Origin of the sequence: Caballeronia sordidicola, assembly GCF_000729995.1 — a bacterium.
In the GTDB taxonomy this organism is placed as follows: domain Bacteria; phylum Pseudomonadota; class Gammaproteobacteria; order Burkholderiales; family Burkholderiaceae; genus Caballeronia; species Caballeronia sordidicola_A.
The window spans coordinates 99,537-122,510 of record NZ_JNFG01000014.1 but is presented as its reverse complement, the minus strand read 5'-3'; the positions used below and the strand labels follow the sequence as shown (position 1 = coordinate 122,510).

Below are 22,974 nucleotides of genomic sequence, written 5' to 3'. Positions count from 1 at the left end.
AGTTCGAAGACATCACCCCGCCCGGCTCGCCCGCACCGGCGTGCCATGCCAGCGCAGCACCAGCGTTCGGCCGACGAACGTCAGCACGCCCGTCACCCCGATCACGATCCCCATCCCCTGCGGCGTGCCGTCGTGGAACATCCCGACCGCCACGCTCGCCAGCGCGCCGAGCGCCAATTGCACCGCGCCGAACACGGCGGCGGCTGCGCCCGCGTTGTGTGGGTATCGATGCATCAGGTCGGTCGTGCAGTTGGCCGACAACAAACCTACGACGCCGACCACGAAGAACAGGCAGCCGACAATCGACCACAATCCGCCAAACCCGGTGATGCAGACAAATGCCGTCGCCAGCGCCGCGATCACGCTGACAAATGAAGCTATCGAAATCAGTTTCAGCGATCCAAGCGGCCCCACCAGCCGCGTGTTCACCACGTTCCAGCCGATGATCCCGATAATGTTCAGCCCGAAGAAAAACCCGTAGTGCTGCGGCTTCACATGAAAGTAGTCGATATACACAAACGGCGTCGCGGTGATGTACGCAAACATCGAGGCGAACGCCATGCCGCCGCATAGCGTGTGGCCCCACGTGACGGGATCGGTGAGAAGACGGCCGTACGCAGCGAACGATTTCCCAAGCGCTGACGTCGCGCGTTTCTCACGCGGCCAGGTTTCCGGCACCCGCAAATATGTGGTCACCGCGCAGATCGTGCCGAACAGTGTCAACGTGACGAATACCGCGCGCCAGCCACCTAGCAGCAGCAACTGGCCGCCTATCAACGGCGCGAGCAGCGGGCCGATCGACGTGACAATGGCCAGCATCGACAACACCCGGGCGGCGTCCGACGGTGCGTGGGCATCGCGCGCAATCGCGCGCGCCAGCACCGAAGCCGAGCCCGCGCCGAGCGCTTGCAGAAAACGCAGGATAACCAGCGAATGGATGGAAAACGACAGCGCGCATCCCACGCTGGCAAGCGTGTACAACACGATGCCGCCGAGCAGCACCGGCCGGCGGCCGTAAGCATCGGAGAGCGGGCCGTACACGAGCATGCCGAGCGAAAAACCCAGCATGAAACTGGTCAGCGTGATCTGCGCCGCGGCGGCGGTCACGCCGAACGAGGCGGCGAGCGCAGGCAGGCTCGGCAGATACATATCGATGGAAAGCGGGCCGCACGCCGCCAGCGCGCCGAGCAAGAGGATCAGTCGGCGATCGGAACGGCGCTTGATGATTTCGGGCATGAGGGCGAAAGAAAGCTTGAGGAAAAGGCGCGGTTCTCGGACTGGCGAGTGATGAATAGCGAAAAACCTCGCAAGGGCCATGTCCGGCGTACAAGCGAACGGCTTAAACGGAGCCTTAAAAGAGTAAGCATTGTACGCGCCCTGCTTTCACAAGCCTCACCGCCGTCTTTTTGAATTCGGCACAAGGGCGGAGCGTCGCGGGCTGAAGCCAGGCGACTCCGGTACAATTTCATCTTGATTTCCTGCAGCCGCGAGCGACGCGCCGGACCCCGCCGGATCAGATCCAAGCGCCGATTCCAGCGCCGATCCAGGCTTGACCGAAGCCAGCGGTTGCAGCCTCTCCAGCCGAACCCGTTATTCAATGCAGGCCCCGTCATGTCCAGAAATGAAGCTCTCTTCGAACGCGCCCAGAAAACCATTCCTGGCGGCGTGAACTCGCCGGTGCGCGCGTTTCGCTCGGTCGGCGGCACGCCACGGTTCATCGAACGCGCGCAAGGTCCGTATTTCTGGGACGCCGACGGCAAGCAGTACATCGACTACATCGGTTCCTGGGGGCCGATGATCCTCGGTCACGTCCATCCCGAAGTGCTTGAGGCCGTGCAGCGCGTGCTCGTGAACGGGTTTTCGTTCGGCGCGCCGACCGAATCCGAGATCGAGATCGCGGAAGAGATCTGCAAGCTGGTGCCGTCGATAGAACAAGTGCGCATGGTGTCGAGCGGCACGGAAGCGACCATGAGCGCGCTGCGCCTCGCGCGTGGATTTACGAAGCGGGACCGGATCATCAAGTTCGAAGGGTGCTATCACGGTCACGCGGACAGCCTGCTCGTGAAAGCGGGCTCGGGTTTGCTGACGTTTGGGAATCCCACGTCGGCAGGCGTTCCCGCCGATATCGCCAAGCACACGACCGTGCTCGAATACAACAACGTCGAACAGCTTAACGAAGCGTTTGCCGCGTTCGGTGCGGAAATCGCGTCGATTATCGTGGAGCCGGTGGCCGGCAACATGAACCTGGTGAAAGCCACGCCCGAGTTCCTGCAAGCGCTGCGGGATCGGTGCGACGAGTACGGCTCGGTGCTGATATTCGATGAAGTGATGTGCGGCTTTCGCGTGGCGCTCGGCGGCGCGCAGCAGGTCTATGGCATCACGGCGGACCTGACGTGTCTGGGCAAGGTGATCGGCGGCGGCATGCCGGCGGCGGCGTTCGGCGGACGCCGGGACATCATGGCGCATCTCGCGCCGCTCGGCGGCGTTTATCAGGCGGGCACGTTGTCGGGAAATCCGATCGCGGTCGCAGCCGGGTTGAAAACGCTGCAACTGATCCAGGCGCCGGGGTTCTACGACACGCTCACGAAGCAAACGCGCCGTCTCGCCGATGGCCTCGCGGCCGTTGCAAGCCAAGCCAAAGTGCCGTTCTCGGCGGATGCTATCGGCGGCATGTTCGGCCTGTATTTCGCCGAGCGTGTTCCGGGGAGCTTCGCCGAAGTCACGCAAGGTGACACGAAACGCTTCAACGCGTTTTTCCACGAGATGCTGGATGCCGGCGTCTACTTCGCGCCATCGGCGTACGAAGCGGGGTTTGTATCGATCGCCCACGACGACGCCGTCATCGACGCGACGCTCGACGCCGCCCGCGGCGCCTTTGCGCGCCTCGCCGCTTAAGAGCCGCCATGTTCTCGCAGACCGATTTCTCGCACATGGAGCGCGCGCTGGCGCTGGCCGCGCGTGGCATGTACACGACGACGCCGAATCCGCGCGTCGGCTGCGTGCTGGTGAAGGACGGCGATGTGATAGGCGAAGGTTTCACGCAGCCGGCGGGTCAGGACCACGCCGAGATTCGCGCGTTGAAAGACGCCCGGGCGCGCGGCCACGATCCGCGGGGTGCCACCGCCTACGTCACGCTGGAACCGTGCAGCCATTTCGGCCGCACGCCGCCGTGCGTGCACGCGCTGATCGACGCGCGGGTCGCGAAGGTTATCGCAGCCATGGAAGATCCGAATCCGGCGGTGTCCGGGCGAGGGCTGGCGATTCTCCGCGACGCGGGTATTGATGTGCGCTGCGGCCTGCTGGCCAATGAAGCGTACGAGATGAACATCGGCTTTGTGTCGCGCATGACGCGCCGCCGACCGTGGGTACGCATGAAGGTCGCGGCCACGCTGGATGGCCGCACGGGTTTGCCGAGCGGCGAAAGCCAGTGGATCACCGGCGAAGCGGCGCGAGCCGATGGACACGCATGGCGTGCCCGCGCATGCGCGATCCTGACTGGCATTGGCACGGTGCGCGAGGATGATCCGCAACTCACCGTGCGTGCCATCGACACGCCGCGTCAGCCGCAGCGCGTGCTGATCGATAGTCGCCTGGACGTGCCGCTTACGGCCCGGATTTTGGAAGGCGCGCCGCCGTGGGTGTTTTGCGGCGCTGAGCCCGACCCCGCGAAAGTTGATGCGCTGCGAGAACGCGGTATCGAATTCACGTCGCTGACGAACGAACACGGCAAGGTCGATTTGCCCGCCATGCTGGGTATCCTTGCCGATCGCGGCATCAACGAACTGCACGTGGAAGCGGGCCACAAGCTCAATGGCTCGCTGCTGCGCGAGGGATGTGTCGACGAATTGCTGGTTTATCTCGCACCGAGTTTGCTGGGCAATGCGCCGGGCATGTTCGATTTCACGCCGCCCGATACACTCAATGCCCGGCCGCATCTGCGGTTTCATCGGATCGACCGGCTGGGTGATGACCTGCGTATCCTGGCGCGCTTCGCGGTGGTGAAAACCGATGCGCCCACGGACGCAAAACCGGTTATTTAACGTGCAATACAACACGCACAACCAAAGGAAGCTCGACGATGTTCACAGGAATTGTCGCGGCGGTCGGCCGCATAGAAGCGGTCACGCCGTTGGGTTCAGCCACCGATGCCGATACCGGCGTGCGTCTTACGGTGGCGTCCGGCGGCCTGGATCTCGAGGATGTGGAGCTTGGCGACAGCATCTCGATTCAAGGTGCGTGCATGACGGTGGTCGAGAAGTCCGCTGGGTCGTTTGACGTCGATGTCTCGCGCGAGAGCCTTAACAAGACGGCAGGATTGTCCGAACCCGGCGATGTGAACCTCGAAAAGGCGTTGCGTGCGCATGACCGGCTGGGCGGGCATCTAGTGTCGGGGCATGTGGATGGTCTTGGCGAAGTGACGCATTTCGCTCCGGTCGGCGAGTCGCATGAACTGCGGATTCTCGCGTCGCGCGATATCGGTAAATATCTGGCTTATAAAGGCTCGGTGACCGTGAACGGCGTGAGCCTGACGGTGAACACCGTGAACGATCGCCCCGATGGCTGCGAGTTTTCGATCAACCTGATTCCACACACGGTGGAAGTGACGACGTTGCGGCATTTGTTGGCCGGCGCGAAGGTCAATCTGGAAATCGACTTGATCGCGCGGTATGTGGAACGGATTTTGTCGGTGTCGCAGGACGGTCATAAACCTTTGAAATAGTCAGTCCCGCAGTGGCGGCCATAGCCGGGCGGTATGGATCAGTGCCAACATCCACACGGTGTCGCCGTCAATCTCATACACAAGACGGTAGTTGTCGTGCGGAATCAGTTCACGAGTGCCGGCGATCTTGCCGGGACGCCCCAACTCTGGAAAATCAACCAGCCGCGCGGCAGTGTCGCTGAACAATTGGTCCATCCGGGCAGCGGCAGCCACGCTATCGGCCGCGATGTATTCCCACACCTCGTCCCGATCCTGTTCGGCTTCCGGGGTCCAGACAACCTTCACGCTTTGCTTGCGGCGTTCGCGCGCCGTTTCGCAAACCTGGCCTCGACCTCATCATTCGAGCGACCGCGCCCGGCCCGCAGCGAGGCGCGCGCGGCATCGACCTTAGTGCTCAGGAACTCGTCGTATTCACGAGTTGTGCGCTGACGTTGAACGAACTCACGCATCAATTCACGCAATATCTGCGAAGCCGGCCGGTGCATTGCTTCAGCTTCCGCCATGAACTCCTCGCGCAACTCAGCTTCGAGTTTCATAGTAAAAACAGCTTCTTTAGGCATGGCTTATCCTCCCTCTTTGCATTTGGTACTTACCAAGTATATACGTTTTCATTACCTTTTTCATTACCTATGTACGACTCGCTCTGCACCAACCACGATGTAAACATCGTCAGACGAAGGCACATAGGCCTCCTGACGATCACGGCCGGAGGTGTTGTGGGCGTCAACGCCCCCTTAAATGGCGATACGCGCGCCGCCCGCGATTTTCTCGAAATTACTAAACACCATACTGCCTGCGGGTCATCAGATATACCCGCAAACAAGCGTTGTCATTCCAATGGCGACCGCCACCACTCGCGCCTATACTGCCGAACAGCCGATTGCCATCGCCATAGAGCATGCAAAACAAATAGGGCGGCGCCAAGTCGGACTCAAAAACTGGAGGAAGACAAAATGAAGCGTTTCGTTTCCCGCTGTATGCTTGCAGCCTCAACGATCATCGTTTTTTCGCTGCCGGGACTTGCACGAGCGGATGCTGCCCATCCGGTCGTTGCACTCCTGCCCGGCGTAGTTGATCCGTTCTACTTCACAATGCATCGCGGCGCGGAACGGGCCGCCAAGGAAGAGAAAGTCGAGTTGTTGTTCCAGGTTCCCAAAGCGTGGAATACAAGTGAGCAAGTGCCGATCCTCAAGGCGTTCATCGCCAAGCATCCTGACGTACTGCTGATTTCGCCAGTCGATAAGCAACAACTGATTGGACCGCTGAAGGAAGCCGTCGACGCCGGCATCAAGGTCATTACCGTCGACACTTATATTGGCGATGGACATTATCAGACGGGCAAAGGCGACGCGGATTTCCCGCTTTCTTATATCGCGTCGGACAATCTCGAAGGCGGCCGAGTCGCAGCACGCGCGCTTGCCAAAGCCATCGGTGACAAGGGCACGGTCTATTGCGAGAACAACAAGCCGGGTATATCGAGTACCGACGCGCGTGCTGAAGGCTTCGCGGAGGAGATGAAGAAGCACCCGAACATCACCGTGCTGCAAACGCTGTACAACGAGGACGATGCCAACCAGGCCGCTGCTCACGTAGCGGCGGTATTGGCGCGCAATCCGGATCTCGCGGGCGTGTTCGGCGCCAACACCTTCTCCGGCAGCGGCGCAGCGCAAGGGGTCAAGGCGGCGGGCAAACAAGGCGTCGTCAAGGTGGTCGTATTCGATGCGGTGCCAGGCATCGACAAGCAAATCAAGAGCGGCCTGGTCGATATCGCGATTGCACAGCGCCCGGACGAAATCGGCTACTACGGCGTCAAGTACGCCGCCGACGTCATTCACGGCAAGAAGATTCCCACCCTCAAGAGCACGGGTTTCGAGGTTCTCGATAAAAACAATATCGACAAGCCCGACATGCAGCAATACATCTATTCGAATTAGCCAAAGCAGGCCGGTTTAAACGATAGATCGTCTCCACCGCGTGCGCGGCCGCGCACGCGGGCTCTGCTCCTGATAAACGCGGATGACTCCATGGATAACTCGCGTCTCGACAAGATCGCGCTGATTACCAAGCTATGGCCGTGGTTGTTCCTGGCCGCCCTGCTCGCTTTTTTCGAGGTGTATGCGCAGATCTCGGCTCATCGGTCGTTTCTTTTTAACGCCTACAACCTGCAATCGATTGGTCTTGCCGCCGCCGCTCCGCTGCTGCTGGCAATCGGCCAGACCTTCGTGATCATCACGGCCGGCATCGATCTGTCCGCGGGCTTCGTGATGGGACTGGCCGCCGTTTGCGTCGCGCAGTTCACGCTGTTCGGCAGCGGCTCGCCGTGGATTCTGATCGTGTCGATTCCGCTCACGGTTGTGGTTTGCCTGATTCCCGGGTTGGTCAACGGCGTGCTGATCGCGTGGCTTGGCGTGCCGGCTTTTATCGGCACGCTCGGCATGTATGGCGTCGCGCGTGGTGCAGGCTTTCTCGCGGCCGGCAGCGGCATGACTGTGTCGGTGGACAACACCGGTCTTGCCTGGCTCGGCGCCGGCTGGACGCCGGTGGTGCTGACCGGTGTGCTGTTGGTGATCATGCATCTGTTGCTATCGAAGACGCGTTTCGGCCAGTACACCTATGCAATCGGCGGCAACCCGCAGTCCGCGGTGCGGGCCGGCATCAACGTCAAACGCCACCTGCTGGTGGTGTACCTGATCGCCGCCGCGTTCGCCGCGGTCGGCGGGATCATCTATACCGCGCGTTTTGCAGCAGGCGCCGCCAACGCCGGTGAGCCGATGCTGCTCGATTCGATCGCCGCCGTGGTGATCGGTGGCGCGAGCCTGTTCGGCGGGACCGGCAATGTCATCGGGACGCTGATCGGCGCGCTGATCATCGCTGTGATCCAGTTCGGACTGGTGTTCGTCGACGTCAACGCGTTCTGGCAATTCATCGTGGTGGGCATTGTCATCATCCTGTCGGTGCTGATCGATCAATACAAGGATCGTCTCGGAGGCGCCCAATGACCACGCCGATCCTGGAGGTACGCGACGTCTCGATCCGCTTTGGCGGCGTGGAGGCGCTCAAGCAGGTGTCGTTGCAGTTGCTACCGGGCGAAGTGCTGGCGCTCGCCGGTGACAACGGGGCGGGCAAGTCGACGTTGATCAAGATCATTTCAGGCGTCTACCGGGCCGACCAGGGGGAACTTCTGTTCGACGGCGCGCCGTTGCAATTGCGCGATCCGCAGGACGCTCGAGCCCGCGGGATCGAGACGATCTACCAGGACCTTGCGCTGGCCGACAACCTGGACGTCGGCAGCAATATCTTCCTGGGACGCGAACCGCTCCGCCGGCAACTTGGCTTCCAGGTCATCGACCGGCCGCGCATGGCGCAGGTCGCGCGCGATGTGCTGAAGCGCCTCGACATCGTGATTCCCGAGCGCAAACTCGGTGGTCCCGTGAAGATGCTCTCAGGCGGCCAGCGACAGGCCATTGCAATTGGCCGGGCCATTTACTGGAACGCCCGGGTGCTGATCATGGATGAGCCCACCGCCGCGCTGGGCGTGCCCGAACAGCGCAAGGTAATGGAGCTGATTACGGCGTTGAAGGCCCAGGGCGTCTCCGTGCTCCTGATCTCGCACAATCTGCACGACATCTTTGCAATCGCCGATCGCATTGTCGTGCTGCGGCGCGGCGAAGTGGCCGGCGAGCGGCAGGTTCAGCAAACCAATGGCGATGAAATCGTGCACCTGATGGTCGGCGATACGTATGTGAGCCCGGGTTAGGGGTGACAGAGGGAAACGGAAGCCACCGATGCCCCATACGTGGAGCGGATTCTATGGACGGGGTCGCCTGTAGGACGCTCGTAACTCGTTGGGCCGTGGCGAGTTTGGGTTGAATCGTCGCCGATTTACTCGGCGATCCGCTGCCGGAACCACTCCGCCAGCGCAGCTTCTTCCAGCACGCCAGTAGCAACCATTTCCATGGTCCTGACCGCGTCAGCGGGCTCAAACTTCAACCGATAGCCGTTGTCTTCGAGAAAGAGACGCGCAAGCACCCGGCGGTGCGCTTATCGCCGTGCGCGAAACCATGATTTCGAGCTTGTTCCTAGGCATACGCGGCAGCAAGCGCCGCCGCGTCCGCACTTGCATACACCTCGAGGTTTTGGGGCCGTGCCAGCGCTGATTCCACCGCACCCTTGTCGCGAAGGCCATCGAGCCCGCCATGCTCGGCAAGCTGGCGGTCATGCACGGCATAGGCCAGATCCGGGGAACCCACCGCCATGCCGTCATTTGGCCAACGCGCGCAGGATATTGCGATCATCGTGCATGATCTCTTCTGCAAGTTTCATTTGGCGTTCAAAATCCGGGTTGTACGGCGTAATCCGAAAGCCACCTTCAGGTGACTCGGTCAGATACACCGTATCTCCCTTCAGTACCTTGAGCCGGGTCATCGCTTCCTTGGTAAGAATGAACCCGGCCGAAGCCCCGACTGTTGCGACCCTGAATGTGAGCATGACACCATCCGTTTCTATAGAAACCAATTGCGAAAAGGACACAGAGTAAATGGCTCACCCCAATTTCAGCACCCTGCTCGATTTTTCGCTCGGCAACATTGACGGCAACCATGCGATGCAAGCGCTGGGCATCGATCACGACGAAGATCTGTTCCTCCTTATGGCCCAGGCTCACCTGCCCATGCCGCGGTTGCCCGCGTCAAACTTGAGCCGTATGGTTGACGACTTGACCGCGCTGCGCAAGTAACGGATCGGTTAGAGCGCAACGCATTTCTCCCAGGTTCGCTTCTTCCCGACTAGGGCGCGACTGGCGGCCTTCAAGTCCCGCCAATACCCGGCCATACGGCCAACGCCAGCCCAAAACCGGCAAATCCACCGCGTTGACATCGTCCGTGGCGTAAAATACGCCCTTTCTCGCACCGGACGACCACCGCAATGACGCTCGCCTCCACCCCAGAGATCATCGCCGAGCTGAAGGCTGGCCGGATGGTGATCCTCGTCGACGAAGAAGACCGCGAAAACGAGGGCGATCTCGTCATCGCCGCCGATTTCGTGACGCCGGAAGCGATCAATTTCATGGCGCGCTACGGCCGTGGACTGATCTGCCTGACACTCACGCAGGACCGCTGCCGCCAGTTGAACCTGCCGCTGATGACGCAGCGAAACGGCACCCAGTACGGAACGGCGTTCACGGTGAGTATCGAGGCGGCTGAAGGCGTGACCACCGGCATCTCCGCTGCGGACCGCGCACGCACCATTCAGGCAGCGGTCGCGCACGACGCGAAGGCCGAGCACATCGTCCAGCCAGGTCACGTGTTTCCGATCATGGCGCAGCCGGGCGGCGTGCTGGTCCGCGCCGGACATACGGAAGCGGGCTGCGACCTGACTGCATTGGCCGGCCTGACGCCGGCATCGGTGATCTGCGAAGTGATTCGCGACGACGGCGAAATGGCCCGGTTGCCTGACCTGATCGAATTCGCCGAACTGCACGGCATTCAGATTGGTACGATCGCCGACCTGATTCACTACCGTTCGCGCACGGAATCAATTGTCGAGCGGGTCGCCGAACGCACCATGCAGACGGCGCATGGCGCCTTTCGCGCGGTGTTGTATCGCGATCAGCCGAGCGGTTCGCCGCATATCGCGCTGGTGCGCGGCCAGCTGTCGCCGGATCGGGAAACGCCGGTGCGCGTGCATGAACCGCTGTCGGTGCTGGATCTGCTCGAAGTGGACTCGTCCACGCACTCCTGGACCCTCGACGCCGCGATGAAGGAAATTGCCGCCCGCGACCTGGGCGCCATCGTGCTGCTCAATTGCGGCGACACGAAAGAACATCTTGTCGATGTATTCCAGGCGTTCGAGCGCGAGGACAAGGCGGCCGAACTCAAACGCCGCCCGATCGATTTCAAGACCTACGGCATTGGCGCGCAGATCTTGCGCGAACTGGGCGTGGGCAAGATGCAGGTGCTGTCGAATCCTCGCAAGCTCGGCAGCATGTCGGGTTACGGTCTCGAAGTGACCGGGTTCATCCCGATGCCGGGGTGCCCCGCCACGACCGCGGCAGATCCGGCCGACCCTGCTTCCATCGCCCATTTACGCTCGGTTTAAGACGGTCGGTCAGACACGCGCCAAACCAACCACACTGCATCACACTGAAAACGGATAAATAATGGAAATCGGACAATACCAACCGAACCTCGACGGCGACGGACTGCGCATCGGCATCGTGCAATCGCGTTTCAACGAACCGGTCTGCAACGGCCTCGTGGACGCCTGCACGGAAGAACTCGAACGGCTCGGCGTGATTGGCGAAGACGTGCTGCTCGTCACCGTGCCGGGCGCACTGGAAATTCCGCTGGCGCTGCAAAAGCTGGCTGAATCGGGTCAGTTCGATGCCTTGATCGCGCTCGGCGCGGTAATCCGTGGCGAAACGTACCACTTCGAGCTGGTATCGAATGAAAGCGGCGCGGGCATTTCCCGTATCGCGCTCGATTTCGGCACGCCGGTAGCGAATGCGATCTTGACGACAGAAAACGACGAACAGGCCGTTGCCCGCATGACGGAAAAAGGTCGCGACGCAGCACGCGTGGCGGTGGAAATGGCGAATCTGTCGGTCGCGCTGGAACAACTCGGCGGCGACGATGAAGACGAAGACGACGAGGACCGTGCATGAAAAGCGCTCGACGACGCTCGCGCGAACTCGCGACACAAGGGCTTTACCAATGGTTGCTGTCGGGCGCGCCCGGCGGCGAGATCGACGCGCAGTTGCGCGGCGCGCAAGGCTTCGATAAAGCCGACCAGGAACATCTGGACGCCATCCTGCACGGCGTGATCAAGGAAGCGGACACCATTTCCGCCGAATTGCAGCCGTGCCTCGACCGTCCGCTCGAACAGCTTTCGCCGGTCGAACGGGCGGTGCTGATGGTCGCGGCGTTCGAGTTCAAGCATCACCTGGACATTCCGTATCGCGTGGTGATCAACGAAGCGGTCGAGCTGACAAAGACGTTCGGCGGCTCCGATGGTTATAAATATGTGAACGGCGTGCTGGATAAACTCGCCGTTCAATTGCGGCCAACGGAAGCGCAAGGCCGTGGGCAACGCAACTGAGCGAACGGTCTTCCCCATTCATGAACTTCGCAAAAGAACCGTTGAACGCAGCTATTCGATACGCCGCCCGAGTTGACGCCATCGAGCCGTTCTATGTCATGGAACTGGCGAAAGAAGCGCAGGCGCTCGAACGCGCGGGCCGCAACATCATTCACATGGGTATCGGCGAACCGGATTTCACGGCGCCGGAACCGGTAATCGCGGCCGCCACGGAAGCCCTGCGTCGCGGCGTCACGCAATACACGAATGCGCTCGGACTGGCGTCGTTGCGCGAGGCTATTGCCGGCCACTATCGCGACACGTTCGGGCTCAGTATCGACCCGGCGCGCATTGTGGTGACAGCGGGTGCGTCGGCCGCGTTGCTGCTGGCATGCACCGCGCTGGTCGATCGCGACGACGAAGTGCTGATGCCCGACCCGTGCTACCCGTGTAATCGCCATTTCGTGGCCGCCACCGAAGGCCGTCCGGTCCTGATCCCGAGCGGTCCGGCCGAGCGATTCCAGTTGACAGCCGCTCAGGTCGAAGCGCATTGGACACCCGCTACGCGTGGCGTCCTGCTCGCGTCACCGTCCAATCCGACCGGCACGTCCATTGAACCGGACGAGCTGGCGAAAATTGTCGACGTGGTGCGCGCGCACGGCGGTTTTACGATCGTCGATGAAATTTATCAGGGCTTGAGCTACGACGCGAAGCCCATGTCAGCGCTTTCGCTAGGCGATGACGTGGTCACGGTGAACAGTTTTTCGAAGTACTTCAACATGACCGGCTGGCGACTCGGCTGGCTCGTGGTGCCGCCAGCAATGGTCGGCACCATGGAGAAGCTCTCGCAGAACCTGTTCATTTGCGCGTCGGCGCTCGCGCAACATGCGGCGCTGGCGTGTTTCGAGCCGGCCACGCTCGCGATTTACGAGTCGCGACGCCTTGAATTCGGGCGCAGACGGGATTTCATCGTGCCGGCGTTGCGTTCGCTTGGTTTCGAAGTGCCTGTTGTGCCGGACGGCGCGTTCTACGTTTATGCCGATACGCGCCACGTCGCGCATCCGGCTGCCGGCGACAGCAACGCGTTGACGCGTTCCATGCTGCATGACGCCGGCGTCGTCTTGGTACCCGGTACCGATTTTGGCTTCCATGCGCCGCAGGACTATATTCGCGTGTCTTATGCGACTGCGTACTCACAGCTTGAAGAGGCTGTGCAACGCCTGGGATCGTTGTTTCGGGTTTAAACCGCGGATTCGAGGCGGTCCTGATCTATCAGCGGATCTCGCAGCAAAGCAGAAGCAAAAAAGCCGTTCCAACTTACGTTGGAACGGCTTTTTTGTCTGACCCAGCCTGCGATTGACAGCCCGGGCGCCCTGCTTCTGTTACTAACACATGCCTTTAAGCGCCGAACTCCGTCGAAGCTACGTGCTTCGCTTGCGCGTCCGTGTCGTCGGTATCGTTGCGGTCGCTGGCTTGCGGCGCAGACGACTTGGCCGGAGCCGTGATCACCGGAGCACCGGCAAGTGTCACGTGCACCCGTTTTTCACTCGTTCCAGTGTTTGAGGGCGAAGCCGATGCCACCACTTGCTTGGGCGCAGACGGCGCCGGCGCTTGCGGCGTAATGATCGGCACATTGCGGCCGCGCGCTACATCACGCAAGCGTCCACGTTCAGCAAGCACCTTTGCACCGTAACCGCCGTCGTCCTGTGCCGTCGAACCCACGTAAAAACGCAATCCACCCGCCACCGAACCGCCACGCGCGATGCAATCCTTCAACACCAGCGCACCGACCTTGATATTCGCGAGGGGCTCGAGCGCCGCGTGCGAGCCGCCGAAGTACTGGAATTTGTCCGAGTGAACCTTCGACATCACCTGCATCAACCCTTGAGCACCCACACCGCTTTCAGCATACGGATTGAAACCCGATTCGATCGCCATGACGGACAGCAGCAGCAGAGGATCGAGGCCGACCTCACGGCCGGTATCGAAAGCCGCTTTTACAAGCTCACTGACCGGGTCCTGCGCCACGTGATAACGCCGCGCAATGAAGTTCGCCACCAGGTTCTGCTCACGATCTGACACGAGTACACGGTCGTCGCGGGCATCGGCTACCACCCGCTGCGAGGAAATCGCGCTGGCGAGCGTCGAAACGGTCGGCAACGTGCGGGGATCGAGCCCGTTCGGCGACACGGCGAGACTCAGGCCGCCGGTGAGCTTGCGCGCGCTGTCGTCGTCGCTGGCTGATGCGCCGAGCGAGACCGGCTCGCCGTTGCGCAACTCCTCTTCACGCTGATGACCGATCGCGAAAGGGGGGAAAGGTTGTCCGGAGAGCAACCGGGCCGGACCGGCTTGTACCGCGGCCGAGACGAGGGGCATGAGTTTGGCGGCGATGGAGCCGCGCCAGGCTGGCAGCAGCCAGAGTGCCAGCGCGGTCACCACAGCGGCGCAACCGACCAGGCTGAAAACCGTCAGGCTCATATGTTTGGCGCGACGCAGCACAGCGCGTAGAAAAAGCGCGAGGCCTGCGTCGGGACGCCACGACAACCAAGCATTCATTGGATGGATCTCCCAAATTGCATGATTTCCGCAGATGAAAACCCTAAAAACTGGTCCACCACGCAGAAATCGACACCGCCAGCTCTGAGTTACTCACGAGCGGTATCGGGAAAACGGCACAAACCGTTGGGGAGACCTGACCGGAACATTACGTTTTCCGGGTGCGCGCGGCACGAAGGACATGCCAGGGCGCGCACACAGGTCACCACGCGAAAAACCGGCGAAGAAGGGCGCCGGCGAGAAAACCAAAGCCTTGATTCACCGGACTATCCGGCGCAGGTGACGAGTCGCGTCGTTTCAAAAGACCTGAGGCAGTGGTAAAAAGTTTCAATTGGTGTTGTCAATGCCAAAGGATTCTAGCAGGCTCAAATGATCCGTCAATGCTGGTAAATGTAAAAGCTATTACTTTCAGTAATTATAAACACTGTTCAGGACGGCAAGAACGGCCTGCCAAGCCACTTTCCAGCGGAAACGCCGGAATTGTGCCGTTATGTGCTCTGACGTACCGACGTCGACACAGGTAAAATCGACAATCGCCCGCGCGCGGAAATTCCTCGCAAGGGGCTTGAGCTGCCATATCAGCCTCTGTCCAGCCGCTGTCGTCTGCTGGCGCAGTCCGCGCTTTCCGCAGGCCCCCTTCTCTTTAGCCGATGAAATACAAAGACCTGCGCGACTTCACCGCCCGCCTCGAAACGCTCGGCGAATTGCGCCGTATCAGACAGCCGGTATCGCCCGTCCTTGAAATGACTGAACTCTCGGATCGCGTGCTGCGTTCGGGAGGACCCGCCCTGCTGTTTCAGGCGCCGACGGGACATACCATGCCCGTGCTGGCCAACCTGTTCGGTACGCCACGGCGCGTGGCGCTCGGCATGGGTATCGAGACGGAAGCTCAAGCGGCAGCCGACCCCAGTCTTCTCAGCGATAAAGCCGCGCTTGAGTCGTTGCGCGACGTTGGCCGATTGTTATCGGCGCTCAAGGAACCCGAGCCGCCCAAGGGATTGAAGGACGCGGGCAAGTTGCTGTCGCTCGCGAAAGCCGTATGGGACATGGCGCCGAAAACCGTCAGCTCGCCGCCCTGCCAGGAAATCGTGTGGGAAGGACAAGATGTCGATCTGGCGCGCCTGCCCATTCAGACATGCTGGCCCGGCGACGCCGGTCCGCTGATCACATGGGGACTCACGGTCACGCGCGGCCCGAACAAGACGCGGCAGAACCTGGGTATCTATCGGCAGCAACTGATTGGGCGCAACAAATTGATCATGCGCTGGCTCGCGCACCGGGGCGGCGCGCTGGATTTCCGCGAGTTCGCGCTCGCCAATCCGGGCAAACCGTATCCGGTAGCGGTGGTGCTCGGCGCCGATCCGGCCACCATTCTCGGCGCCGTGACGCCCGTGCCGGACTCGCTTTCCGAGTATCAATTTGCCGGGTTGTTGCGCGGCGCGAGAACCGAGTTGGCGAAATGTCTTACGCCGGGCGTCGATACATTGCAGGTTCCGGCGCGTGCGGAGATCGTCCTCGAAGGCTTCATCTATCCACAGGACGGTCCTGTTGCGCCGCTGCCCGCCGGCGCGCCGCCGCGGCCAATAAATTCTCCGTCGTCGAAGTACGAACACGCGCTCGAAGGCCCGTACGGCGACCACACCGGCTATTACAACGAACAAGAGTGGTTCCCGGTCTTCACAGTCGAGAAGATCACCATGCGCCGCGACGCGCTCTATCACTCTACCTATACAGGCAAACCGCCCGACGAACCGGCCGTGCTCGGCGTCGCGCTCAACGAAGTATTCGTGCCGCTGCTGCAAAAACAGTTCACCGAGATCACCGACTTCTATCTGCCGCCCGAAGGCTGCAGTTATCGAATGGCGATCGTGCAGATCAAGAAGAGTTATCCGGGCCACGCGAAGCGCGTGATGTTCGGCGTCTGGAGCTTCTTGCGGCAGTTCATGTATACAAAGTTCATCGTGGTGGTGGACGACGACGTGAACATCCGCGACTGGAAGGAGGTGATCTGGGCGATCACCACGCGTATCGATCCGTCGCGCGATACGGTGCTGGTCGATAACACCCCGATCGACTATCTCGATTTCGCGTCGCCGAAGGCGGGGCTGGGATCGAAGATGGGGCTCGATGCCACCAACAAATGGCCCGGCGAAACGGACCGCGAATGGGGCCGGCCGATCACGATGGACGACGCGGTGAAACGGCGCGTCGACGCGCTGTGGGACGAAATCGGCTTTTCTGGAGGAAAGCGCTCATGAACGTTGCGGCGACGGTTTATCGAGGGAATCTGGTTGAAAACACGCACGCCGCGCACGTGGCGGTCGTCGATGCCGAAGGCCGGGTGATCTACGCGTTCGGGGACCCGTCACGCATGACGCTTGCACGCTCGGCGGCGAAACCGGCGCAAGCGCTCGCAGTGCTGGAAACCGGGGCGCTGGACCGCTTCGGTTTCGATGACGCCGATCTCGCGCTGATGTGCGCATCGCACAACAGCGAGCCGCGTCACATCGAGCGCACGCGCGCCATGCTGGCGAAGGCGCACGTCACCGAGGCCGATCTTCGATGCGGCGGCCACGCGCCTTTGTCGGATGCAGTCTGGAAAGAGTGGATCAGGCGTGACTTCAAGCCAACCGGCGTATGCAGCAATTGCTCCGGCAAACATGCGGGCATGCTGGCGGGGGTGCAGGCGCTGGGCGAGGCGGTGATTGACTATCACCTGCCTGAGCATCCATTGCAGGTTCGGGTGAAACGAACCGTTGCCGAACTCTGCGATCTGCCGGAAGACGGCGTGCAATGGGCTATCGATGGTTGCAATTTGCCTACGCCGGCATTCCCACTGGATCGGCTCGCCCGGCTGTTCATGAAGATGGCAGACGCTGATGCTGATACCGAAAGCACCTCGCGCTCGAAAGCCCTGGCCCGCATCTATCGCGCTATGACGACGTACCCGGAACTCGTCGCGGGCGAAGGCCGATTCTGTACCGCGCTGATGCAAGCCTTCGACGGCGATCTGGTAGGTAAAGTAGGCGCCGATGCGAGCTATGCGATCGGCGTGCGCGCTACCGGCACGCGCGGATCCCTAGGCATCGCGGTCAAGGTGGAGGACGGCAACACGACAGTGCTTTACGCAATCGTTACGCATCTGCTCGGGCAACTCGACATCGGTCAAGAAACGCAGCGCGCGAAACTCGCCGCCTATGGGAACCCGACAATGCGCAACACGATGGGTATCGAGACGGGACGGCTGGTGGTGTCGGTGCCGCTCGAACGCGTTTAGCACCCCGCACGCCGCAGCAGGATGAAAACGCGAAGCCGGACAACCGGCTTCGCTCAATATAAAAAGATCAGAAAGGAAAGTCGGGATGCACGTGTTGCCATTGCTGTCTGATGGATTTTTTCTGTCGTTGTCGCTGTGTCTGGATATTGGTATCGCAAACGTCGCGATTATCTCGCTGACGCTTTCCCACGGCTTCAAGCCGGGCATGATGATCGGCCTCGGCACCTGTTTCGGCGATCTCGTCTACGCAGCGCTCGCGCTCGCGGGCATGGCTGCGCTACTCCAGTTCGATACCGTGCGCTGGGTCGTATGGATAGGCGGCGCGATCGTACTGCTGTTCCTGACCTTCAAAATGGCGCGTGAGGCTCTGTTTCCAGCGTACGCACCTCCGGTAGAAGGGGAACCGGATCTTGTGCCCACCCCACGGCCCTCTCACCTGCGCAGCTTCATGCGCGGCACCCTGCTCGCCGTGTCTTCACCAAGCGCCATCCTCTGGTTCGCGGCCGTGGGCGGCGCGCTGATCGCGAAAGCCGGAGCAACGGGCCCGGTAAGCGCATCGGTGTTTCTCATCGGCTTCTTTTGCGGCGGCCTCGCCTGGACGCTTTTCATCTGCACGCTCGCCAGCCACGGCCGCAAACGCGCAGGGGCCGCGTTGCTGCGCGCTTGCCACGTTTTATCGGCAGTGTTGTTCGCGTACTTCGCCTACAGCGTGATCGTCAACGGCTATCACGACCTGATCCTGAAGGGTGCGCAGACGTTATGACGTCACCGGATCATGCGAGGAATTGAGCGTACCGCGCGAGGTCGACATTGCCGCCGCTGACCAGCACGCCCACCCGCTTGCCCTTCACCGGCACGATGTTCTGCAGCACGGCGGCCGCAGCCAGACAACCCGTTGGCTCGACCACCATCTTCATGCGCTGCGCGAAGAACTTCATGGTCTGCACGAGCTGATCGTCGCTCACGGTGACGACCCGATCCACGAGGCGCTTCAGGATCGGAAAGTTGTATTCACCCACATGCGTGGAAGCGGCGCCGTCGGCAATCGTGCGCGGCACCTCTATATGAACGATCTCGCCGCGTTCGAGCGACTGCTGCGCGTCGTTGCCCGCCTCCGGCTCCACGCCGATCACCGTGCATGACGGACTCAGCTCGGCCGCCGCCAGCGCGCACCCGGCGATCAAACCTCCGCCGCCCAGACACACGAACAGATAATCCAGCGGCCCGGTTTCTTCGATAAGCTCTTTCGCCGACGTCCCCTGCCCCGCGATCACATGCGGATGGTCGTAGGGTGGAATCAGCGTCATGCCGCGCTCTTGCGCGAGCCTCGCGCCTATCTCCTCGCGATTCTCCGTGTACCGGTCGTACGTAATCACTTCGCCGCCGTAACCCCGCGTGGCTTCCATCTTCGCGGCCGGCGCGTCCTCCGGCATGATGATGGTTGCCTTGATGCCGGCAATGCGCGCCGACAGCGCGATTGCCTGCGCGTGATTGCCCGATGAATACGTCAGGACGCCGGCCTGGCGCTGGGACTCGGAGAAATGCGAGATCGCGTTGAACGCACCCCGGAACTTGAAAGCGCCCATGCGCTGGAAGTTCTCGCACTTGAAGAACAGGTTCGCGCCAGTGAGCGAGTCGGCGGTGCGGGAAGTCATCACGGGCGTGCGATGCGCAGCGCCGGCAATACGTTCTGCTGCGTCGGCGACGTCAGCGTAGGTGGGTGCGGGAAGGATTGACATCGGGACTCAAAGGCGGCGGTTGAGGAGCCTCTATTGTCCCAGCATCGTGGAGCGTTTGGAAAGCTGACCACATGGCCAACGTGGCCGCCTTGATCCGAGTGGCTGTTGAAGAATCCCGCCGCAAAAAGAAAACAGCGCAACCTGACTAGACGCCAGCGTTGCGCTGTTTTGCAGCCAATCCGATAGTCAAATACTCGGCTAAACCGACCCAGTAATGCCTGGAAATCTCAATGGCGCCAGCCGCCATAACCACCGTGGTAGCCGCGATATCCGCCATGGTATCCGTACCCGTAGCCACGGTAATGACCACGGTAGTACGGACCTCCACCGTAATAGCCGCCAACTATAACGGGCGGCGGTGCGTAGACCACGGGCGGCGGCGCATAGACGACCGGGCCCGGCGCGTAATACACCGGTGGCGGCGGGGCCGCGTAGACGGGATAAGCCGGCACCCCAATGCCAATACCCACCGAAACGTGCGCCTGCGCGGCGCTCACAAGGCCTACGCCGAGTGCGGCAGCAGCCAGAACCTGCACTATCTTTTTCACTTTTCTTCTCCTCGCCGCGGTCCTGTACACACGACCGGTTACCGCAACGACATGCATTCAATGTAGCTAAAAACCCTGAATCCCACCTTAAGCATTTGTTGCAAATTGCAATATCTACAGTCCTAAAAGTGGGTTTTGTCTGTCGAATTTCAAGCAGGCGGATAGCCGCGCCAGCCTTGGCGCACAGGCTTAACGAGATGGATTAAGGGTTTGCTGAGAAAGCCGCCGTTTGGCTGCCAGTGTCCGGACGCGATGCCGAATGTCACCAAAGTAATGATTCATTACAATTTGCTTTTAGCGCCCAAAAAAATGGAAAGCCCCGCCGACCGGAAAGCGTCGAACGGGGCATCTTCAAAGCGTGCTGCTTTTTCAGGCAAACGGGATTCGAATCACCCGCTCAGCCCACCTTCACGTACGCGAACTCGCGAGTGACGCTGGGTGGCACGTATGCCCCGCTGATCCTGACCCGGGGCGTCAGCCGCTTGCGCTGATCCCACCACTGGCGCCGATGTGTCTGGCTGAGAAAACGCAGGTGTTTCCGATACGCAAAAATACTCATGGCGACCCCCAAACGTTGCAAAACAAGCACTGGCACACATCGGCCAAAAGACCAACCCTGACTGTTCAGGCCCGGAACGCAAGTTTGCTCGAGCCTCGCAAAACTAATTAGCGGCGGAGTTCCACGCCGTTTTTTATGGCGCAACACGGTTGCGCGATACTTCATTCTGCGCCGCGATCGCGAAACGTGCATCGCAGCATTTCTACGGAGCAACAACCATGCCTTTTTCAACGATGCCCCGTTTGGGCTTCGTCGGCGCGGGGCGTCTCGCACGCTGTCTCGCGGCCGTCTGGTCGCGCGCGGGCTATCCGGTTACCGCAATATCGAGCCGCTCGGCGACATCGGCACACGAATTCGCCGGTGATTTGCCGGAATGTCTGGTCGCCGATAACGCCAGCGCAGTCACACAACATGCCGATATCGTATTTTTAACCGTTCCGGACGACGCCATCGGTGCGACGGCGAACGCTTTGCGGCTGGATCATGCCCACGTGGGTGCAAAGGCGGTCGTGCATTGCAGCGGCGCCACCCCTGTCGATGTCCTTGCTTCGGTCGCGGCGCAGGGTGCGGACATCGGCGGATTCCATCCGTTGTTCCTGTTTGGCGGTTTGCCGAGCGACCAGACGCGCATTGCAGGTTGTTCGGTCACGATCGAAGCGAGCGGGCCCTTGCACGACACGCTGACCGCGTTGGTCCAGGCTCTGGGCTGCCATCCGCTATCCATCCCGCCAGGCGGCCGTCTGCTCTACCACGCCGCCGCGCACTACGCGGCCAGCTTTGCGCTGTGCTCGCTGTCGGAGACAGTGACGCTCTGGAAAGAGTTGGGGTTCACCGAGGACGACGCATTGCGCGCAGTCCTGCCGATGCTCGCCGGCACCATTGAAACCGCGCGCGAAAAGGGGTTGCCGGGTGCGCTTTCCGGTCCGGTGTCGCGCGGCGACGCGAGTATTGTGATCAAGCAGTTGGCGCTGCTGCAAGACCTCGGCGGCGATCACGCCGCGCTTTATGCACTGCTCTCGCGGCGCGCGGTCGCGCTGGCGAAACGGCGCGCGTCGCCTCCACCCGCACAAGCGCTGGACGCGATGTCGCATGCCATCGAACTCGTGTTGAACGGGACCGGGCCGAGCGACGATTGATTTGTCCTGATCCGACACGCAAAGCCGGCCGTTTGGGGGTACCCGTGCGCCGGCGTACGCCAAGCGGCACAAGGCGTCATCAAGCCATGCTATCGTGATGCCCGGCACGTCAATGTGGCAAAGCCGCCGAGGGGTTTGGCCACCGCCGGGCGCCGGCAGGGAGTGACGAACAAGCGCTCCAACGCGCAGTTTGGAGTCAGGTTCAAAACCCGGTCCGGAGCGTTGACCTCACGCGAAGTTCCGGCTCCGGCCGCCGCCCTCGACGCCAACCCATTCCAGCTACGAGAACGAACAATGATCAAGGTGAGCTTTTTATATCCGTACCGCGAGAATGCGCCCTTCGATATCGACTACTACTGCACGAGCCATATGCCCTGGGTGACCGGCTTGCTTGGCGGTGCATTGAAGGGCTGGTCGGCGGATGCAGGACTCGCGGGCGGCGCGCCAGGTTCCTCGCCCACGTATATCGCAGCGGGCCACCTGCTGTTCGATTCCGTCGATGCCTTCACCGCCGCGGTCTCGCCACATGCGAAAGCCTTTTCCGCGGACATCGTTAACTACTACCCCGACGGTGTTCCGCCGGTCGTGCAGATCAGCGACGTTCGCGCCGGCAGCTGACTGAAAGTAATTGAATGATGAAGCCGGGCGGTTTTCCGTCGCGGCTTTGCTTGCCCTCGTATCACTCCGCGCGGCCTTGAGCGCCGCGCTTTTGCCTTGAAAAGGATTTGAGATGTTCGGCGAGATCGCCCGTTTTCTACTCAACACAATCTTCACGCTGTTCGGCGCTGCGCTGCTGCTGCGCGCCTGGATGCAGGTCGTCCGCATGCCGCCGTACAACCCCGTGTCCAACGCCGTGATGCAAGCTACCAACTGGCTCGTCTTGCCGTTGCGCAAGATCCTGCCGACGGCAAAGACCATCGACTGGGCGAGCATTGTCGCGGCGATTCTTGCGGCGGTGGTATTCGTGATCCTGTTGGTCCTGGTCGCGGGCGTCGATCCCGCCGGACTCGTGCCCATGCTTCCTACGTTGCTGTTGGTCGCGGTGATCACCGTCATCAAATGGGCGCTGAATCTCATCATCTGGATGACGATCCTGATGGCTTTGCTGTCGTGGCTGAACCCACAATCCCCGGCCATGCCGCTGCTGTACCAGCTTACGGCGCCGTTTCTCGAGCCGCTGCGGCGCGTGTTGCCGCGCATGGGCGGTATCGATTTATCGCCTATCCTGCTGTTCGTGATCGTTCAGGTACTGCTGATGGTCGTGACGCGGCTGGCCGTGACCATGACCATGTTCGGGGTGTGACCCAAGGGTGTGATTCGAGGGTTCAATCTCCGTCGATCCGGGTAAAGTTGCGGTCGACGGCG

General features: G+C 61.3%; 27 protein-coding genes. 17 read left to right on the top strand and 10 right to left on the bottom strand.

Features of this window, described 5'->3' with window-relative positions; translation table 11 throughout:
• Window positions 1-12: 12 nt before the first annotated feature.
• Complete coding sequence (locus FH08_RS0115615) at window positions 13-1,236, bottom strand: Bcr/CflA family multidrug efflux MFS transporter (RefSeq protein ID WP_031359211.1); 1,224 nt, start codon at window positions 1,234-1,236, stop codon at window positions 13-15.
• A gap of 375 nt (window positions 1,237-1,611) precedes the next feature.
• On the opposite strand from FH08_RS0115615, the gene hemL reads away from it, so the two are divergent.
• Genes hemL through FH08_RS0115600 form a run of 3 tightly spaced genes read left to right on the top strand, consistent with a single transcriptional unit; the run spans window position 1,612 to window position 4,720 of the window.
• Complete coding sequence (gene hemL / locus FH08_RS0115610; RefSeq protein WP_031359210.1) at window positions 1,612-2,895, top strand: glutamate-1-semialdehyde 2,1-aminomutase; 1,284 nt, start codon at window positions 1,612-1,614, stop codon at window positions 2,893-2,895.
• 8 nt (window positions 2,896-2,903) lie between these two features.
• On the top strand, window positions 2,904-4,040 hold the full coding sequence (ribD, locus tag FH08_RS0115605) for a bifunctional diaminohydroxyphosphoribosylaminopyrimidine deaminase/5-amino-6-(5-phosphoribosylamino)uracil reductase RibD (RefSeq protein WP_035566305.1): 1,137 nt from the start codon (window positions 2,904-2,906) through the stop codon (window positions 4,038-4,040).
• 38 nt (window positions 4,041-4,078) lie between these two features.
• Window positions 4,079-4,720: a riboflavin synthase gene (locus FH08_RS0115600; RefSeq protein ID WP_031359208.1), complete on the top strand. Its 642-nt coding sequence runs from the start codon at window positions 4,079-4,081 to the stop codon at window positions 4,718-4,720.
• Here the strand turns inward: FH08_RS0115600 and FH08_RS0115595 are convergent, their stop codons facing one another.
• Together FH08_RS0115595 and FH08_RS0115590 are read right to left on the bottom strand one after the other, a co-directional pair.
• The gene (locus FH08_RS0115595; RefSeq protein ID WP_031359207.1) at window positions 4,721-5,005 is read right to left on the bottom strand and encodes a type II toxin-antitoxin system mRNA interferase toxin, RelE/StbE family; all 285 of its coding nucleotides are present in this window, start codon (window positions 5,003-5,005) and stop codon (window positions 4,721-4,723) included.
• Entirely contained in the window at window positions 5,002-5,280 is a 279-nt protein-coding gene (locus FH08_RS0115590) for a hypothetical protein (protein WP_031359206.1), read from the bottom strand. Before FH08_RS0115590 ends, FH08_RS0115595 begins: the two co-directional genes overlap by 4 nt.
• A gap of 393 nt (window positions 5,281-5,673) precedes the next feature.
• Here FH08_RS0115590 and FH08_RS0115580 point away from each other — a divergent pair, with 393 nt between their 5' ends.
• From FH08_RS0115580 to FH08_RS0115570, 3 genes are all read left to right on the top strand, one after another.
• A complete protein-coding gene (locus tag FH08_RS0115580) occupies window positions 5,674-6,654 on the top strand; it encodes an ABC transporter substrate-binding protein (RefSeq protein ID WP_031359204.1) in 981 nt (326 codons plus the stop codon).
• Window positions 6,655-6,744: 90 nt separating this feature from the next.
• Window positions 6,745-7,719, top strand: coding sequence for an ABC transporter permease subunit (locus FH08_RS0115575; RefSeq protein WP_031359203.1), 975 nt, complete (start codon window positions 6,745-6,747; stop codon window positions 7,717-7,719).
• On the top strand, window positions 7,716-8,477 hold the full coding sequence (locus FH08_RS0115570) for an ATP-binding cassette domain-containing protein (RefSeq protein ID WP_031359202.1): 762 nt from the start codon (window positions 7,716-7,718) through the stop codon (window positions 8,475-8,477). Before FH08_RS0115575 ends, FH08_RS0115570 begins: the two co-directional genes overlap by 4 nt.
• Before the next feature lie 125 nt (window positions 8,478-8,602).
• Here FH08_RS0115570 and FH08_RS54370 read toward each other — a convergent pair whose 3' ends face one another.
• Genes FH08_RS54370 through FH08_RS0115560 form a run of 3 tightly spaced genes read right to left on the bottom strand, consistent with a single transcriptional unit; the run spans window position 8,603 to window position 9,208 of the window.
• A complete protein-coding gene (locus tag FH08_RS54370) occupies window positions 8,603-8,749 on the bottom strand; it encodes a hypothetical protein (protein WP_419178006.1) in 147 nt (48 codons plus the stop codon).
• Window positions 8,750-8,799: 50 nt separating this feature from the next.
• Complete coding sequence (locus FH08_RS54365; protein WP_419178005.1) at window positions 8,800-8,976, bottom strand: hypothetical protein; 177 nt, start codon at window positions 8,974-8,976, stop codon at window positions 8,800-8,802.
• A 4-nt stretch (window positions 8,977-8,980) separates the two neighbouring features.
• Window positions 8,981-9,208, bottom strand: a complete 228-nt coding sequence (locus FH08_RS0115560; RefSeq protein WP_031359201.1) for a transcriptional regulator — start codon at window positions 9,206-9,208, stop codon at window positions 8,981-8,983.
• A gap of 49 nt (window positions 9,209-9,257) precedes the next feature.
• Here FH08_RS0115560 and FH08_RS0115555 point away from each other — a divergent pair, with 49 nt between their 5' ends.
• From FH08_RS0115555 to FH08_RS0115535, 5 genes are all read left to right on the top strand, one after another.
• Window positions 9,258-9,455, top strand: a complete 198-nt coding sequence (locus FH08_RS0115555) for a hypothetical protein (RefSeq protein WP_031359200.1) — start codon at window positions 9,258-9,260, stop codon at window positions 9,453-9,455.
• Window positions 9,456-9,643: 188 nt separating this feature from the next.
• Complete coding sequence (gene ribBA, locus FH08_RS0115550) at window positions 9,644-10,816, top strand: bifunctional 3,4-dihydroxy-2-butanone-4-phosphate synthase/GTP cyclohydrolase II (RefSeq protein WP_031359199.1); 1,173 nt, start codon at window positions 9,644-9,646, stop codon at window positions 10,814-10,816.
• Window positions 10,817-10,877: 61 nt separating this feature from the next.
• Window positions 10,878-11,381: a 6,7-dimethyl-8-ribityllumazine synthase gene (gene ribH, locus FH08_RS0115545; protein ID WP_031359198.1), complete on the top strand. Its 504-nt coding sequence runs from the start codon at window positions 10,878-10,880 to the stop codon at window positions 11,379-11,381.
• Complete coding sequence (nusB, locus tag FH08_RS0115540; RefSeq protein WP_031359197.1) at window positions 11,378-11,815, top strand: transcription antitermination factor NusB; 438 nt, start codon at window positions 11,378-11,380, stop codon at window positions 11,813-11,815. The genes ribH and nusB overlap by 4 nt, the downstream gene beginning before the upstream one ends.
• Before the next feature lie 20 nt (window positions 11,816-11,835).
• Window positions 11,836-13,038: a pyridoxal phosphate-dependent aminotransferase gene (locus FH08_RS0115535; protein ID WP_031359196.1), complete on the top strand. Its 1,203-nt coding sequence runs from the start codon at window positions 11,836-11,838 to the stop codon at window positions 13,036-13,038.
• Window positions 13,039-13,192: 154 nt separating this feature from the next.
• On the opposite strand, the gene FH08_RS0115530 is transcribed toward FH08_RS0115535, so the two are convergent.
• Complete coding sequence (locus tag FH08_RS0115530; RefSeq protein WP_031359195.1) at window positions 13,193-14,350, bottom strand: transglycosylase SLT domain-containing protein; 1,158 nt, start codon at window positions 14,348-14,350, stop codon at window positions 13,193-13,195.
• 650 nt (window positions 14,351-15,000) lie between these two features.
• On the opposite strand from FH08_RS0115530, the gene FH08_RS0115525 reads away from it, so the two are divergent.
• The 3 genes from FH08_RS0115525 (at window position 15,001) to FH08_RS0115515 (ending at window position 18,390) form a co-directional block, all read left to right on the top strand.
• The gene (locus tag FH08_RS0115525) at window positions 15,001-16,608 is read left to right on the top strand and encodes a UbiD family decarboxylase (protein WP_031359194.1); all 1,608 of its coding nucleotides are present in this window, start codon (window positions 15,001-15,003) and stop codon (window positions 16,606-16,608) included.
• Window positions 16,605-17,627: an asparaginase gene (locus FH08_RS0115520; protein ID WP_031359193.1), complete on the top strand. Its 1,023-nt coding sequence runs from the start codon at window positions 16,605-16,607 to the stop codon at window positions 17,625-17,627. The genes FH08_RS0115525 and FH08_RS0115520 overlap by 4 nt, the downstream gene beginning before the upstream one ends.
• Before the next feature lie 85 nt (window positions 17,628-17,712).
• The gene (locus FH08_RS0115515; RefSeq protein WP_031359192.1) at window positions 17,713-18,390 is read left to right on the top strand and encodes a LysE family translocator; all 678 of its coding nucleotides are present in this window, start codon (window positions 17,713-17,715) and stop codon (window positions 18,388-18,390) included.
• Between the two features lie 10 nt (window positions 18,391-18,400).
• On the opposite strand, the gene FH08_RS0115510 is transcribed toward FH08_RS0115515, so the two are convergent.
• The 3 genes from FH08_RS0115510 to FH08_RS52955 all read right to left on the bottom strand — a co-directional run bounded on the left by FH08_RS0115510 (window position 18,401) and on the right by FH08_RS52955 (window position 20,473).
• Window positions 18,401-19,366 carry a threo-3-hydroxy-L-aspartate ammonia-lyase gene (locus FH08_RS0115510; protein ID WP_031359191.1) on the bottom strand — a complete coding sequence of 322 codons (966 nt, stop codon included), beginning with the start codon at window positions 19,364-19,366 and terminating at the stop codon, window positions 18,401-18,403.
• A gap of 227 nt (window positions 19,367-19,593) precedes the next feature.
• Window positions 19,594-19,914, bottom strand: coding sequence for a hypothetical protein (locus FH08_RS0115505; RefSeq protein WP_031359190.1), 321 nt, complete (start codon window positions 19,912-19,914; stop codon window positions 19,594-19,596).
• Window positions 19,915-20,311: 397 nt separating this feature from the next.
• A complete protein-coding gene (locus FH08_RS52955) occupies window positions 20,312-20,473 on the bottom strand; it encodes a hypothetical protein (RefSeq protein WP_165087753.1) in 162 nt (53 codons plus the stop codon).
• A 218-nt stretch (window positions 20,474-20,691) separates the two neighbouring features.
• Here FH08_RS52955 and FH08_RS0115500 point away from each other — a divergent pair, with 218 nt between their 5' ends.
• The 3 genes from FH08_RS0115500 (at window position 20,692) to FH08_RS0115490 (ending at window position 22,912) form a co-directional block, all read left to right on the top strand.
• Entirely contained in the window at window positions 20,692-21,609 is a 918-nt protein-coding gene (locus FH08_RS0115500) for a Rossmann-like and DUF2520 domain-containing protein (protein ID WP_031359189.1), read from the top strand.
• 294 nt (window positions 21,610-21,903) lie between these two features.
• On the top strand, window positions 21,904-22,227 hold the full coding sequence (locus FH08_RS0115495) for an EthD family reductase (RefSeq protein ID WP_031359188.1): 324 nt from the start codon (window positions 21,904-21,906) through the stop codon (window positions 22,225-22,227).
• 112 nt (window positions 22,228-22,339) lie between these two features.
• Window positions 22,340-22,912, top strand: coding sequence for a YggT family protein (locus FH08_RS0115490; RefSeq protein ID WP_031359187.1), 573 nt, complete (start codon window positions 22,340-22,342; stop codon window positions 22,910-22,912).
• The last annotated feature ends 62 nt before the right edge of the window (window positions 22,913-22,974 follow it).

Excerpts from the sequence above, each read along its gene's own strand:
- FH08_RS0115615 (WP_031359211.1), bottom strand. The coding sequence starts at position 1,236 with ATGCCCGAAATCATCAAGCGCCGTTCCGATCGCCGACTGATCCTCTTG.
- hemL (WP_031359210.1), top strand. The coding sequence starts at position 1,612 with ATGTCCAGAAATGAAGCTCTCTTCGAACGCGCCCAGAAAACCATTCCT.
- ribD (WP_035566305.1), top strand. The coding sequence starts at position 2,904 with ATGTTCTCGCAGACCGATTTCTCGCACATGGAGCGCGCGCTGGCGCTG.
- FH08_RS0115600 (WP_031359208.1), top strand. The coding sequence starts at position 4,079 with ATGTTCACAGGAATTGTCGCGGCGGTCGGCCGCATAGAAGCGGTCACG.
- FH08_RS0115590 (WP_031359206.1), bottom strand. The coding sequence starts at position 5,280 with ATGCCTAAAGAAGCTGTTTTTACTATGAAACTCGAAGCTGAGTTGCGC.
- FH08_RS0115580 (WP_031359204.1), top strand. The coding sequence starts at position 5,674 with ATGAAGCGTTTCGTTTCCCGCTGTATGCTTGCAGCCTCAACGATCATC.
- FH08_RS0115575 (WP_031359203.1), top strand. The coding sequence starts at position 6,745 with ATGGATAACTCGCGTCTCGACAAGATCGCGCTGATTACCAAGCTATGG.
- FH08_RS0115570 (WP_031359202.1), top strand. The coding sequence starts at position 7,716 with ATGACCACGCCGATCCTGGAGGTACGCGACGTCTCGATCCGCTTTGGC.
- FH08_RS54365 (WP_419178005.1), bottom strand. The coding sequence starts at position 8,976 with ATGGCGGTGGGTTCCCCGGATCTGGCCTATGCCGTGCATGACCGCCAG.
- FH08_RS0115560 (WP_031359201.1), bottom strand. The coding sequence starts at position 9,208 with ATGCTCACATTCAGGGTCGCAACAGTCGGGGCTTCGGCCGGGTTCATT.
- FH08_RS0115555 (WP_031359200.1), top strand. The coding sequence starts at position 9,258 with ATGGCTCACCCCAATTTCAGCACCCTGCTCGATTTTTCGCTCGGCAAC.
- ribBA (WP_031359199.1), top strand. The coding sequence starts at position 9,644 with ATGACGCTCGCCTCCACCCCAGAGATCATCGCCGAGCTGAAGGCTGGC.
- ribH (WP_031359198.1), top strand. The coding sequence starts at position 10,878 with ATGGAAATCGGACAATACCAACCGAACCTCGACGGCGACGGACTGCGC.
- nusB (WP_031359197.1), top strand. The coding sequence starts at position 11,378 with ATGAAAAGCGCTCGACGACGCTCGCGCGAACTCGCGACACAAGGGCTT.
- FH08_RS0115535 (WP_031359196.1), top strand. The coding sequence starts at position 11,836 with ATGAACTTCGCAAAAGAACCGTTGAACGCAGCTATTCGATACGCCGCC.
- FH08_RS0115530 (WP_031359195.1), bottom strand. The coding sequence starts at position 14,350 with ATGAATGCTTGGTTGTCGTGGCGTCCCGACGCAGGCCTCGCGCTTTTT.
- FH08_RS0115525 (WP_031359194.1), top strand. The coding sequence starts at position 15,001 with ATGAAATACAAAGACCTGCGCGACTTCACCGCCCGCCTCGAAACGCTC.
- FH08_RS0115520 (WP_031359193.1), top strand. The coding sequence starts at position 16,605 with ATGAACGTTGCGGCGACGGTTTATCGAGGGAATCTGGTTGAAAACACG.
- FH08_RS0115515 (WP_031359192.1), top strand. The coding sequence starts at position 17,713 with ATGCACGTGTTGCCATTGCTGTCTGATGGATTTTTTCTGTCGTTGTCG.
- FH08_RS0115510 (WP_031359191.1), bottom strand. The coding sequence starts at position 19,366 with ATGTCAATCCTTCCCGCACCCACCTACGCTGACGTCGCCGACGCAGCA.
- FH08_RS52955 (WP_165087753.1), bottom strand. The coding sequence starts at position 20,473 with ATGAGTATTTTTGCGTATCGGAAACACCTGCGTTTTCTCAGCCAGACA.
- FH08_RS0115500 (WP_031359189.1), top strand. The coding sequence starts at position 20,692 with ATGCCTTTTTCAACGATGCCCCGTTTGGGCTTCGTCGGCGCGGGGCGT.
- FH08_RS0115495 (WP_031359188.1), top strand. The coding sequence starts at position 21,904 with ATGATCAAGGTGAGCTTTTTATATCCGTACCGCGAGAATGCGCCCTTC.
- FH08_RS0115490 (WP_031359187.1), top strand. The coding sequence starts at position 22,340 with ATGTTCGGCGAGATCGCCCGTTTTCTACTCAACACAATCTTCACGCTG.